Source organism: Streptomyces sp. NBC_00310 (genome assembly GCF_036208085.1).
Classification (GTDB): domain Bacteria; phylum Actinomycetota; class Actinomycetes; order Streptomycetales; family Streptomycetaceae; genus Streptomyces.
Map to the genome: position 1 here is coordinate 10,087,463 of NZ_CP130714.1, position 12,676 is coordinate 10,100,138.

Sequence of the window (12,676 nt, forward strand, 5' to 3'; positions counted from 1 at the left end):
GGCCCGCCGTACCCCCTCTTTCCCGCGCCATGCCCCCTCGGTGATGCGCGGCAACGCGCGCGGGCGCTGTGAGTGCGCCCCCACGCACCCCGATGGCTGGTTCTTCGCGCCCGGGCGTGGTCGGGGGCGCCAACAATGGGCACGCGCTGAGGCGAAGGACATCGGTGGCCGGGAGGCGGAGGGCGAACGTGATCGGGGTACTTCTCGTGCACGACGAATGTCTGGTCAGGTCGGTACTGGCGGAGTGGCTGCGCCAGGAACCCGACCTGGTGGTGTACGACGCGTCCTGGCGTGCGGCACCGGGACGCGTACGGTCCCTGCGGCCCGACGTCTGCGCGGCGGACCTGGACTGCGCGGACGCGGTCGGTATCCCGCCCCTCGCCGACCTGCGCGGCGCGGGCGGCCCCGCCCCCGGCCTCCTGGTCCTCGCCCACGCAGGCAGACCCGGGCTCCTGAAGCGTGCGGCGGAGGCCGGGGCCCTCGGGTACGTGGACAAGGAGGGCTCGCCGCAGCGGCTGGTGTCCGCGATCCGCGAGGTCGCCCAAGGGAAACGTTTCGTCGACGACTCCCTCGGCTTCGGTTTCCTCAAGGCCGCCGAGATGCCGCTGACACGCCGTGAACTGAGCGTCTTATCCCTGGCCGCCGAGGGGGCCTCCGTCGCGGAGATCGCCGGCAGCCTGCACCTTTCGCACGGGACCGTGCGCAACTACATGGCCGCCATCACCCGCAAGACGGGGGCGCGCAACAGGATCGACGCCATCCGGATCTCGCAGGGGGAGGGCTGGCTCTGAGGAACGCCCGCCGCGTGGACGCGGCGAGCCCGACACGGGGGACCAGGCGCCGACCAGGTCACGGTAGAGCGGCGAGCGGGCCAGCAGTTCGTGGTGCTCCCCGTAGGCGGCGCACCGCCCGTCCATGACCAGCACCTTGTCGGCGCGGCGGGCCGAGCTGACGCGATGGGCGACCACCAGGAGGGTCGTACCCGGGCGCCGGGCGAAGGCCCGCTCGGCGCGTTCCTCCGCCTCCGCGTCCAGGTGACAGGTCGCCTCGTCGAGGATCACGACCGACGCGTACGACAGGTACGCCCGGGCCAGTGCGACGAGCTGCCGCTCCCCGGCGGACAGCGCGCCCGGGTCCACCTCGGCCGCCGGACCGCCCAGCCGGACCATCACTTCGGCGAGCCCCACCGCTTCCGCGGCGGCCCACAGCTCCTCCTCGGGCACGGGTTTCGGCCGCAGCTCGCCGAGGTTTTCCGCGAGGGATCCCCTGAAGACGTACGCCTCCTGCGGAATGAGCACCCGGTGTGCGCGGGATATGGCGCCCGGTACCGGCTGCCCACACAAGCGGACGGTGCCGCGCCGGGGGCGCAGGAGACCCGCGACGAGCCCGGTGAGGGTGGACTTGCCGATGCCGCTGGGACCGACGACGGCCAGATGCGTGCCCTGGGGGAGGCGGAGGTCGAGATCGTCGATGACAGGGGCGCCGGAGGAGCCGTAGGCGAACGTGACGGAGGAGAGGACGAGGGCGTCGAGGGTGTCGGGGGTGTCGGGGGGTGGGTGGGGCGGGGGAGAGGTCGCGCCGGGGCCGGGGCCGGAGCCGGGATCGGTGAGTGGGCCGGGCCGCGTGGCGCTCGCGGTCCGCGGCGAGCGGGCTGAGGCCGACGAGGGGTTCGCCGGGGACGGGGAGTGGGCCGGGGGCGGGGCGTGCGCCGTATGCGGAGGGTCGCTCGATGGGACCAGCCTGCGCAGCACCACCGCGAGGCGGGAGCCGCTGGTGCCCAGGCCGTGGACCAGGTTCTGGAGGGCGGGGAGGAGGGACTGCGTGACGTAGGCGAGGGCGCCGATCAGGGCGCCCGCGGTGACTCCACGGTCCAGCAGCCAGGGCGTGGTGGCCAGGAGCAGGACGACGGGCAGCTGGCCGCCGATCGCGAGGGCGGCGACCCGTACGACGCCCCACCGGGCCAGTGAGCGTGCGGCCCGGTGCTCGGCGTCGACACGGCGACCGGCGTCGGCGGCGACCATGTCCTCCGCACCGGCCGCCGTGATGTCCCGCAACCCCGGGCAGACGGTGCCGAGTCGGTCGGCGAGGGCCTCGTCGGCGACGAGGAAGGTCTCCTGCCGGCGGGCCAGCGGCCTGAGCGTCGCCAGGAAGAGGGCCACGCCGACGACCAGCGGGGGGCCCACGACGAGCAGCAGGGGCGGGGCCAGCGAGAAGAGGCCGAGGAGCGCCCCGGCGGAGGTGAACAGGAACGAGCGGGACACCATCACCAGTCCGGCGAAGGTGTCCCGGGCGATCTCCACCTGCTGGGTCAGCCCGGACAGGGCCCCGCCGTCCGCCTCCCGCACCCCCCGCTCGACCACCCCTCGCACCAGCCGGTCGCGCAAGGGCTCCACCAGCCCCGCCACGCACCCGTAGACCGGCCCGGTCCCCAGTGCCCCGACGACCACCGCCCCCGCCCCGACGCCCAGCCAGCCCAGCCCGACCCCGGCCCGCCCCGCGAGAAACCCGTCTTCGAGGGCACGCGCGAGGGCGTACCCCATCAGGAACGTCTGGCCCATCTCCAGCACGGACCACAGGGCCAGCCGCACGACGACACGCACACGCCGCCGCAGATAGCGCAGACCGCGCCGCGGGAGGCCGAGCGGGGGGACGTGACGTCGCGGCGCCCCGTGGACGTCCCGGGTCCCTGCGGGAGGCGGGGGCGGGGTGACTCCGGACTCCGCACGGGGACCCGCCGGTTCGGCGGAGCTCTCGATCCACTCGGATGCGGGGTCCGCACGGCGCGACGTCGGACCCGGCGCCGCCGCCGCTCCGGCCTTCAGCGGGCCGGCGGACCGCGGCACCTCCCGACGGCCCTTCACCGGCCCCCTCCACCCGAGGAACCCTGCGACCCGGCGGCGCCCCGGGCGATCTCCGCCCCGCCCATGCCGGTCCCTGCCCGGGTACCTCCCTCCGCCTCACGCTCGCGGCCCGGCCGGCCGGCCGCGTCGGCTGATGCGCGGGCGCCGCGCTCCGGCTCACGCTCGTGGTCCGGCCCGACCCGCGCGTCGGCCGATGCGCGGGTGCTGTTCGGGGCCTCGGGTTCGCTGTCTGTCCCGTCGCCGCCGGTGCCGGTCGTCGTGGGGGCACCGATCTCCGCCTCTCGTCCGCCGCCGGACGCGTCGGCGCGGTCGTCCGCCTCGGTGTCACCCTCCGCCCCGAACAGTTCCCGGTACCCCGCCACCCGCCACAGCTCCGCGTGCGGGCCCGTCGCCCGTACCTTTCCCCCGTCCAGCCACGCCACCGTGTCCGCGCGGGCGGCTGTGGCGGCGCGGTGGGCGATGATCAGGCGGCTGCCGCCGGTGGTGGGGCGCAGGAGGACGTCGGTGATGTGGTGCTCGGTGACGGTGTCGAGGCTGGAGAGGGCGTCGTCGAGGACGAGGAGACGGCCGTCCCGGGCGAACGCCCGGGCGAGGCCCAGGCGTTGGGCCTCACCACCCGACAGGGGGGCGTCGGCGCAGGGGGTGGCGTAACCGTCGGGGAGGCGGCGGACGAAGGCGTCCGCGTGCGCCGCGCGGGCGGCTTCCCGGATGCGGGCGGGGGAGGGGCGGGGGGAGCCGAAGGCGATGGTGTCCTCCACGGAGTCACCCAGCAGGGCCGGCCGTTCGAAGGCGTGGACGATCGCTCGGCGCAGCTCCCGGCGGTCCAGTTCGGGCAGCGGCACCCCGTCGAGCCGTACCTCTCCCTCGTCCGGATCCACGAGCCGCCCGGCCACGGCGGCGAGCAGCGACTTGCCCGCCCCCGAGCGGCCCACGACGGCGAGCGTGGTCCCGGCCGGCACGACGAGGTCGACACCGTCCAACACGGCGCGCCCACCCCGCCGGACGGTCACGGAACACAGCTCCAGCCGCCCCGGCCCGCAGGGGTTGTCCGACTCCGGGCGCCCCGGGCCGGAAGGCGGGAGCAGGCGATCGCCGTACGTGGTCGGCGGCTCGGTCAGTATCTCGGCGAGGCGTTCGGCCCCTGCCCGGGCGCGGACCAGGCCGGAGAGTTGGCCGACCAGCACGCCGACGCCCGCGGCCAGCACGGCGTAGCGGGACGCCGCCAGCAACTCGCCCACGGAGAGGTGCTGTCGGGTGAGCAGGACGCCCGCGGTGGCCACGACGGCGAGCTGCGACAGCGGCGCCACGGCGGCCGCCCGCGCGGCGGCGCGGCCCTGGACGTGCCACATGCGGTGCCCCTCGCGGGAGAGTTCGGTGAGGGGTCGCAGGACGCGGGCGACGGTCCGGTCGGCGGTTCCGGCGGCGGCGATCGTGCGGTGCCCGGCGACGGCCTCGGCCAGGCCGCCCGCGATACGGCCCTGGGCCCGCTGGTAGCGCGTCACGCACGCGGAGGAGTCCCGCGCGAGGGTGCGCAGCACCAGGGCGAGCAGCGGGGCCCCGATCACGAACACCGCGGCGAGCCACGGGTCGATGAGTCCCAGTGCCACCACCGCGCCCAGCGGCCCGGCGAGCGCGGCGAGAAGCGCGGCGACCGTGGCGGGTGCCGTTCCCGCCTGGGCCGCGTTCCCGACGAGCCGGGCCACCAGGTCCCCCGGCCCGAACCGGGCGACGGCCCGTGGCCCCGCGGCCAGCACATGCCCGACCAGACGGTGGCGCAGCCACGCGGTGGCCCGGGCGTCGGTGGTCCCGCCGAGTACGGTCTCGACCGCGTCCAGGGCGGCTACGGCGAGGATCAGCCCGGTGCACCACAGCACCCGGCGCGAGCCGTCCGGGTCGCCGGCCAGCAGCAGATCCAGGGCCCCGCCCAGCGCGACCGGCAGCAACAGGTTCGCCCCCGTCGCGGCCAGGGACACGAGCGCCAGGGCCGTACAGCGGGGGCCGGAGTGCCGCACGGTCGAGCGCAGCAGGGGGACGGACGTGGCTGCCGGGCCCGGGGCGCCGGCTTCGGTGAGGGTCGTCGTCATACCCGTCCTGACGTGGGATGACCGGATGAATGAGCGGATGAGTCGATCGGAATGGGCTGATCGGATGGGCTGATCGGATGAGTGAGCCCCGGACGGCCCCTCCCCGGACAAGGGAGAGGAACCGTCCGGAGCCGCCGGCGCGACTCAGCTGCCGCTGCGGTCCGACGGACGTCCTGAACGAGCCGGACGCCCTGTTCGGGTCAGAGGCAGAGCGTGATGCTGGCCGCGCTCACACAGGACAGCACGCTCAGGGAGCTGGGGCCGCCGGTGCCGGTCGTCTCGTCGGCTTCCATCGTCTGCAGGTCGAGAAGTGCCATGTCGATTCCTTTCGATCGGTGGCCCGCACAGGGCCCTTGGGGACGGGGGTGTTGCGTCACGACTCCGCCGGGGGCGGAACCGCGTCATCGGGGCCGCCGTCGCAGCGGCGGCAGGAAGGGCAGTCGGGCCGTGGCGTCGTCGTCGGCGGCGGCGTGTGCCGCGCCGAGCGCCAGCAGGCACCCCGCCGTTCCGGTACCGAGGTCCATGGAGAGCCGCATCAAGTGGTTGCCGGGGAAGGCCAGTTGCCCTTGGTAGGGCATCGAGTGCCAGCCGAGCGCGGCGATCTGTCGCGTCAGCTCCGCGCGCGGGGCGCCTGTCCGGGCGAGGTGGAGGATCATCCCGGCGCGGCCCTCGAACAGCCCCGGCTGCGCGTAGAAGCGGTAGGCCGCGGCGGTCAGGACGCCCGCACGGATCCGCGTGAGCTCGTCCGTTCCGGTGCCGGTCGCGGCCAGGTAGTCGTCGAGCACCATGCCCACGCCCACGCTCCCGTCGCCGAGGTAGGGCATCGTCCGCCAGCCCTCGTCGACGGCCAGCCCGCCGTTCTTCTGCTCGACCAGGCACTCCAGGTCCTGCCGCAGGGCCTCGCCCGCCGCGTCGAGCAACGCGGGGTCGCCTGTCGTCTCGTACCGGCGCAGCAGGAACAGCGCGGGACCGCTCGCGCCGCGCAGCAGGCCGGCGCGGCGGCGGGGCGGTGCCGGGCGGGGCTCGGTGAGGCGGCGTACGAGGAGTCGTGCGGCCTCGGCCGCGTGGTCGCGCAGTGCGGACTCACCGGTGGTCCGCGCCAGCTCGTCGAGGACCAGACCGAGCCCGGCGAGCCCGCCGCGCAGGTCGGACGACAGCTTGTGCCACTTCTCGGAGAGGATCTGTTCGACCAGGTCCAGGGCGCGCTGCCGGTGGCCGAGCCGGTCCAGGGTGTGGGCGACGCCCGCGAGACCGTCGTACAGGCCGAGCGGGGTTCCGATCGGCACCGGGTCGGTGTGGTCGAGCAGCCAGCGCTCGCCCTCCTCGTAGCGCTCGGCGCCGACCTCCGCGAGCGTGTACAGGACGCCCGCCGCGCCGTGCGCGAGTCCGAGGCCACCGCCGTCGGAGAACTGGGCGACGTCCCCGGGGAAGAGCCGGTCGTCGCGCTCCGGCGTGGCCGAGGCCAGGATCGCCTTGACCATCGAGTCACGGCTGTACGGCCAGTCCGCGGGCTCGGCGAGCGACCAGCCCCCTTCGAGGACGCCCGCCCCCTCCGCACGCGCCCGGGCCCGCTCCTGCCGTACCGGCGTGTGCTCCAGGGCCCCGCTCCCACGGGTGATCTCCGCGACCGCCTCGTCGAGGAACGCGCGCGGCACCTCGGGAAACTGCCCCGCGACGACCGCGGCCAGATGCGCGGCCTTCTCCCGTTCCACCACGAACAGGGACGTGACCGGCAGGAACAGCGCCAGGCGCAGACACGCGAGGGCGTAGCGGTCGACGGCCGGGCCGGTGCGGTCCGGGGGTGCCAGGAAGCCGGGGTGGGCGACGATCTGGCGGCCGTCCTCCTCGGCGGGCGCCGCCGCCTCGAAGTCCAGCAGGGACACCGACCGGTCGTCGGGCGCGACCATGATGTTGAAGACGTGCAGGTCGTTGAAGACGATCCCGCGCGAGTGCACCGCCTCGACCGCCTGCTCGACGGCCCGGTGGACGTGCAACGCCCAGGCCGTGTACGCGGCGACCGCACCGGGCTCGGGGTCCGCCGCCAGCAGGGGGTGCCGTTCGGCGACGCAGGAGTTGAGCGGGCGGCCCTCGACGAAGTCCATGACGAGGAAGCGGTGGTCGCCGAGGGTGAACCAGTCGCGCACCTCGGGGACGACGCCCAGCCCGGCCAGCCGCTCCAGCGCGGCCTTCTCCCGTTCCAGCCGGGTGACGGCGTCGGCCCCGTCGGCGGCCAGCCCGGCGTGCGGGCGCCCCTCCTTGAGGACCACCCGGCGGCCGTCACGGGTGTCGGTGCCGACGTACACCCCGCCGCCGTTGGAGAAGTGCAGCGCCTTCTCGATGCGGTACGGCAGATCGCCGACCGTGGTCGTGTTGCGTGCCGCCAGCTGCGGTTCCAGGAAGGCGGGCAGGGTCACCCAGTCGGGCACATGGAAGGTCGGCTTCCGCTGGTCCGGCACCAGGGTGCCCTCGCCGTCGCGGACGGCCGGGACGAGCGTGCCGCGCTCGTCGACGACGAAGGAGCGGGCGAATGCGCCGTAGCGGACGTACAGCGGTCCGTCGTTCCAGCGCAGGTCGGTGAGGATGTACGGCCCGTCGAGGCCGTCCAGGAGCGCGCCGAGCTCGCGCAGGACGAGGTGCAGCTGCTCCTCGTCGGCCGGGTACACCGTCACGAACTTGCCGCTGGTGTCGCGGGCCGCGTACTTGGCGTTGCGCAGATGCAGCAGATGCGGGCCCGGCACGAACTTGAACGGGATCAGCCGGGGCACGCAGTAGTCCCACACGATCGCCGCGATCCGGTCCGCGTTCGCCCGGGTGGCGGAGGCGTGCACTTTCCATCCCTGGGTGGGTCCGGGACGGGGCCGTCCGCCGTCGTCGACCGGGGTCAGTGTCAGCCAGTCCCCGATCCGGGCGGCCCGCCAGCCCTCGGGGACCGCGCGGCCGGCCGTCTCGTAACCCGGCGCCGCCGTGCCCGCGCGGTCACCGGCCGACAGCCGGTCGGGTGTCTCGTAGAAGTGTCTGTCGGCGAGCGCGTAGGCCTCGTACCGCTTGTCCACGCCAGTCCCCCCGCCTCGTGTGCCGTCGCCCCTGGGCCTTGGTGACGACGAGCCTTCCAGCCCGCCGGAGTGCCCGACAGTCACGGCTGTCACCAGAAAGCCGTCACGGCTGTCACGCGACCACCGTGCGAAACGCATGCGTAAAGATTTGTTCGGCGCCTTTCGAGGCTGGGCGCGCCCAGTGGGGCCCGCGGGCCCCGCCGAACCGTCCCAGGGGCTGCGCGCGCGGGCTGGAAGCGCTGTAATTGCGGACGTGGTCAGTGAGGGCGCTGCGGAACACGGAACGAGGACGCTGCGTGCCGAACTCGCGCTCAAGACGCTCGGCGGCGAGCTCGATCCGCAGGAGCGCCTGCATGCCATTCTCGAACAGGTGCTCGTCTTCACGGGTGCGACCGTCGCCGCCGTCTACATCCCGGACGGCGAGGGCGACGCGCTGTCCCTGGCAGGCGCGGCCGGGGTACCGAGGACCCTCTACGGCCTCCGCGACAGCTACCCCGCCTCGGGGACCGCCCCGGTCGCCGAGACCTGCCGTTCGGGCCGGCCGCGCTGGCTCGGCTCCGGCGACCTCCAGCAGGACGCCGACGTCCGCCGCGCCCACGCCGAGGACTTCTCGCTGGGCGTGCTGCCGCTGCGCGAGCGAGGCTGCCTCGTGGCCGTCGGCGACGGCACGGACGGCTTCGACGCCGAGGAACGCCACTGCCTCGACCTGTTCGCCGAGGCGGTCATCAGCGTCGCCCCCGCCCCGCCCGCCGGGCCCGGCGCCTCGTTCGACCTGGCCATGGACACCGGACGGGTCGTGGTCGACGACGGACTGCTGGAACTGTTCGGCATGGGACCGGACGACTTCGACGGCCGGGTCGAGACGCTGATCGCGCTGACCGTCCCCGAGGACCTGCCCGCGCTGATGTCCGTCGTGGAGGCGGACCACATGTCGATCGGCGACCGGGAGCTGGAGTTCCGCATCCTGCAGCCCTCCGGCGAGCAGCGGTGGCTCAGGCTGCGCGGCCGGATGCTGTCCGGGGGCGGGGACCGGCCCACCCGTCTCGTCGGCACCGTCGCCGACGCCTCCACCCTGCGCACCGGCCGCGGCGACGTGGCCCGCATCCAGCGCCTCGCCGCCGCCCTGGCCACCGCGGGCACCGTGCGTGACGTCAGCCAGGCCGTCGTGACCGCCCTGCGCAAGCCCCTCCGGGCCGACCGGATCGCCCTCGCCGAACTGGAGGGCGACCGTCTCGTCGTCACCGTCCTCGATCCGCCGCAGCCGGAGATCTGGCCCGAGGTGTGGCGCTCCGAGTGGCGTTCCGAGTGGCCGGACGCGCCGGTGCGCACCATGCCGACGCTCGCCACCGCGCTCCGCGAGGGACGCGCGGGGATCTGGCCCGCCGGGGCCGATCTGGAACCGGCCCTCGCCGACGTCGGCCCCGGCGGCCTCGCCGTCCTCCCGCTGCCCGCCGGCGGCGGCCGTATGGCCGGGGCCTGTCTGATCGGCTGGGACAACCCCCACGACTTCGGCCCCGAGGAGCGCGCCCTGCTCACCGCCGCTTCGGGCCTCGCCGGGCAGGCCCTGATGCGCGCCCACGCCTTCGACGCCGAGCACGAACTCGTCGGCATGCTCCAGCGCACCCTCCTGCCACGCCGGCTGCCGCAGCTGGCCGGCGCGGTCGCCGTCGCCCGCTATCTGCCCACCACCGCCGGTCTGGAGGTCGGCGGCGACTGGTACGACGTCATCCCGCTGCCCGACAACCACGTGGCCCTCGTCATCGGAGACGTCCAGGGCCACAACGCGGGCGCCGCCACGATCATGGGCCAGATGCGCACCGCCCTGCGCGCGTACGCCGTCGAGGGGCACCCCCCGGACGTCGTCGTCTCGCACGCCAACCGGCTCCTCGTGGACATGGAGACCGACCTCTTCGCCACCTGCTGCTATGTCGACATCGACATGGAGGAGGGCTCCGCCTGGTACGTCCGCGCCGGACACATCCCGCCCGTGCTGCGTCACCCGGACGGCAGCACCGAGATCAGCATGGTGGAGGGCGGACCGCCGCTCGGCGTCGTCATGCGGGCCGACTTCCCGATGAGCCCGCTGCGCCTGGTCCCCGGCACGCTGCTGGCCCTCACCACGGACGGCCTGGTCGAGTCCGCCGACGTCGATGTCGAGGACGGCCTCGACCACCTCGCCGCCGAACTGTCCGCCGCCGACCCCGCCCACCTCGGCACGGTCGCCGACACCCTGCTGGGCGGCGCCAACCGCGACGACGACGTGGCCCTGCTGCTCGTGCGCTACGACGGCATGGCCCTGCGCCCCCAGCGCGAGAACTGGAGCGTGTGGCGCGTCCCGCAGGCGGTCGGACAGGCCCGCCGCTACACCCGGCGCGTCCTGCGCCGCTGGGGCGTCGAGTCCATGGCCGACACCGTGCTCCTCGTCGTCTCCGAACTCGTCACCAACGCCCTCGTCCACACCGACGGCCGGGTCCGCCTCGACCTCACCCTGCTGGCGGACCGCCTGCGCGTCGCGGTGGCCGACTCCTCACCCCGTACGCCGATGAAACCCACCGTCATCGGCTGGGAGGCCACCGGCGGCCGCGGCATCCTCCTCGTCGAGGCCGTGTCCTCCGCGTGGGGCAGCGTCCCGGTCAGCGGCGGCAAACAGGTGTGGGCGGAGATCCCGATCGAGTGAGCCGACGGGCCGGGGCGAGCTGTCCGCCTGCCGCGGATGGCCGCGAGGCCGGCGGTTCAGCGTGTTTGCGGGTGTGTTTGCGGGTGCGGGTGCGGTGCGGGTGGTGCGTGGTTGCTCGCGCGGTTCCCCGCGCCCCTGGAGCCCGCGCCCCTGAAACCCACGCTTCTGCGGGCCGGTGGAAGAGCAGGGGCGCGGCCCCTGCTCTTCCAGGGGCGCGGGGAACCGCGCGGCCCGCCCCCGCCCCCGCTCACCCCCACCCCGTGGGTCGTCGTACGGCCGCGTCCTCCGGCAGGCGTGGCGCCGTACCTCCCTCGCGTGCGGCGCTTCGCCGGATGGGACCCTGGTCCCGTGCGCCTGCTTCTCATGTCCGACACCCACCTGCCCAAGCGCGCGAAGGCGCTCCCCGAGCCGCTCCTCGCCGAGGTCGCGGAGGCCGACGTGGTCGTCCACGCCGGCGACTGGGTCGACGAGGCCACCCTCGACCTCCTCGAAGCCCGGTCCCGCCGGCTGATCGCCGTGTACGGCAACAACGACGGCCCCGCCCTGCGCACCCGACTCCCCGAGGTGGCCCACGCCGAACTGGCCGGCCTGCGCCTGGCCGTCGTCCACGAGACCGGCCCCGCCCGGGGCCGCGAGCCCCGCTGCGCCGCCCGCTTCCCCGACACCGACGTCCTCGTCTTCGGCCACAGCCACATCCCCTGGGACACGACCACGGCCACCGGCCTGCGCCTGCTCAACCCCGGCTCCCCGACCGACCGCCGCCGCCAGCCGCACTGCACCTACATGACCGCGACGGTGGCGGACGAGCGGCTCACGGACGTACGCCTGCACCGCCTGCCGCCCCGGACCTGAGCCCGGACCTGAGCCCGGCCCTCGCCCACCCGGTCACCGGGACGGGTCCGGCGGATGGATCACCCCGGTCGTCGCCGTCAGCGGCACCCCGCTGCCGCCCCACCTGAGCGCGACGATCTCCGCCGCGACCGACACGGCCACCTCCTCCGGCGTACGGGCGCCGAGGTCCAGGCCGACCGGGGAGCGCAGCCGGGACAGCTCGGCCGCGTCGAGCCCGGCTTCCCGCAGCCGCCGCAGCCGCTCGTCGTGCGTACGGCGGCTGCCCATCGCCCCGATGTACGCGGCCGGGCGGCGCAACGCCTCCTCCAGGAGCGGCACGTCGAACTTGGGGTCGTGGGTGAGGACGCAGAGGACCGTGCGGTCGTCGGTGGGGGTGTCGCGCAGATATCGGTGCGGCCAGTCGACGATCACCTCGACGGCGGCGGGAAAGCGTTTCGGGGTGGCGAAGACCGGGCGGGCGTCGCACACCGTGACGCGGTAGCCGAGGAAGTCACCGATACGGGCCACCGCCGCCGCGTAGTCGATCGCGCCGAACACCAGCATGCGGGGCGGCGGCGCGAAGGAGTGCAGGAAGACGGTGACCGCGTCCTCGCGCCGCTCGCCGTCCGGCCCGTAGTGCCGCTGCCCGGTGGCGCCCTGCGCCAGCTCCCCGCGCGCGTCGGCGGCGACCGCCGCGTCCAGCCCGGTCGAGCCGAGCGTGCCGGACGCCGTGTCCGGCCACACGGCGAGTGCGGCGCCGCGCGGTGCCGGGCCGTCGATCACGGTCGCCGAGGTCACCGGGCGCCCGGCACCCACCGACTCCACGACCGGCCCGAACGACGGGTCCTCGGCCGCCGTCACCCGCCGTACGAGCAGAGTGATCTCACCCCCGCAGGTGAGCCCCACGGCGAACGCGTCCTCGTCGCTGTACCCGAAGGTCGCGAGGCGCGCCTCGCCGGACGCCACGACCTCCTGGGCCAGCTCGAACACCGTGCCCTCCACACAGCCGCCGGACACACTGCCCACGACTTCGTCACCGGGCCCGACCGCCAGGGCGGCCCCGGGCCCGCGCGGCGCACTGCGGCTGACCGCGACGACGGTGGCGAGTCCGAAGGGGGCGCCCGCCGCGTACCACTCGCCGAGCGCCGGGAGGATCTCACGCATGCCTTC

General features: G+C 75.0%; 7 protein-coding genes and 1 pseudogene. 3 read left to right on the plus strand and 5 right to left on the minus strand.

Going from position 1 to position 12,676, the window contains the following annotated elements:
* Positions 1 to 92 precede the first annotated feature (92 nt).
* Positions 93 to 707 (plus strand): annotated as a pseudogene (locus OG202_RS44010) (LuxR C-terminal-related transcriptional regulator); the annotation flags it as partial.
* On the opposite strand, the gene OG202_RS44015 reads toward OG202_RS44010, so the two are convergent.
* The 4 genes from OG202_RS44015 to lanKC form a co-directional block, all read right to left on the minus strand.
* Complete coding sequence (locus tag OG202_RS44015) at positions 630 to 2,558, minus strand: ATP-binding cassette domain-containing protein (protein ID WP_327732044.1); 1,929 nt, start codon at positions 2,556 to 2,558, stop codon at positions 630 to 632. The pseudogene OG202_RS44010 and the gene OG202_RS44015 sit on opposite strands and share 78 nt — an antisense overlap.
* A 299-nt stretch (positions 2,559 to 2,857) precedes the next feature.
* A complete protein-coding gene (locus tag OG202_RS44020) occupies positions 2,858 to 4,945 on the minus strand; it encodes an ABC transporter ATP-binding protein (protein WP_328224552.1) in 2,088 nt (695 codons plus the stop codon).
* A gap of 200 nt (positions 4,946 to 5,145) precedes the next feature.
* The gene (locus OG202_RS44025; protein ID WP_005483995.1) at positions 5,146 to 5,262 is read right to left on the minus strand and encodes a SapB/AmfS family lanthipeptide; all 117 of its coding nucleotides are present in this window, start codon (positions 5,260 to 5,262) and stop codon (positions 5,146 to 5,148) included.
* Between the two features lie 84 nt (positions 5,263 to 5,346).
* Positions 5,347 to 7,998, minus strand: a complete 2,652-nt coding sequence (gene lanKC / locus OG202_RS44030) for a class III lanthionine synthetase LanKC (RefSeq protein ID WP_327726464.1) — start codon at positions 7,996 to 7,998, stop codon at positions 5,347 to 5,349.
* A 253-nt stretch (positions 7,999 to 8,251) separates the two neighbouring features.
* Between lanKC and OG202_RS44035 the strand changes: the two genes are divergently transcribed.
* Positions 8,252 to 10,675: a SpoIIE family protein phosphatase gene (locus OG202_RS44035; RefSeq protein ID WP_326574107.1), complete on the plus strand. Its 2,424-nt coding sequence runs from the start codon at positions 8,252 to 8,254 to the stop codon at positions 10,673 to 10,675.
* Positions 10,676 to 11,023: 348 nt separating this feature from the next.
* Positions 11,024 to 11,527 carry a metallophosphoesterase family protein gene (locus tag OG202_RS44040; protein WP_327726463.1) on the plus strand — a complete coding sequence of 168 codons (504 nt, stop codon included), beginning with the start codon at positions 11,024 to 11,026 and terminating at the stop codon, positions 11,525 to 11,527.
* A gap of 33 nt (positions 11,528 to 11,560) precedes the next feature.
* Here OG202_RS44040 and OG202_RS44045 read toward each other — a convergent pair whose 3' ends face one another.
* A complete protein-coding gene (locus tag OG202_RS44045; RefSeq protein ID WP_327726462.1) occupies positions 11,561 to 12,670 on the minus strand; it encodes an XdhC/CoxI family protein in 1,110 nt (369 codons plus the stop codon).
* Positions 12,671 to 12,676 lie beyond the last annotated feature (6 nt).

Excerpts from the sequence above, each read along its gene's own strand:
- OG202_RS44015 (WP_327732044.1), bottom strand. The coding sequence starts at position 2,558 with ATGGGCCAGACGTTCCTGATGGGGTACGCCCTCGCGCGTGCCCTCGAA.
- OG202_RS44020 (WP_328224552.1), bottom strand. The coding sequence starts at position 4,945 with ATGACGACGACCCTCACCGAAGCCGGCGCCCCGGGCCCGGCAGCCACG.
- OG202_RS44025 (WP_005483995.1), bottom strand. The coding sequence starts at position 5,262 with ATGGCACTTCTCGACCTGCAGACGATGGAAGCCGACGAGACGACCGGC.
- OG202_RS44045 (WP_327726462.1), bottom strand. The coding sequence starts at position 12,670 with ATGCGTGAGATCCTCCCGGCGCTCGGCGAGTGGTACGCGGCGGGCGCC.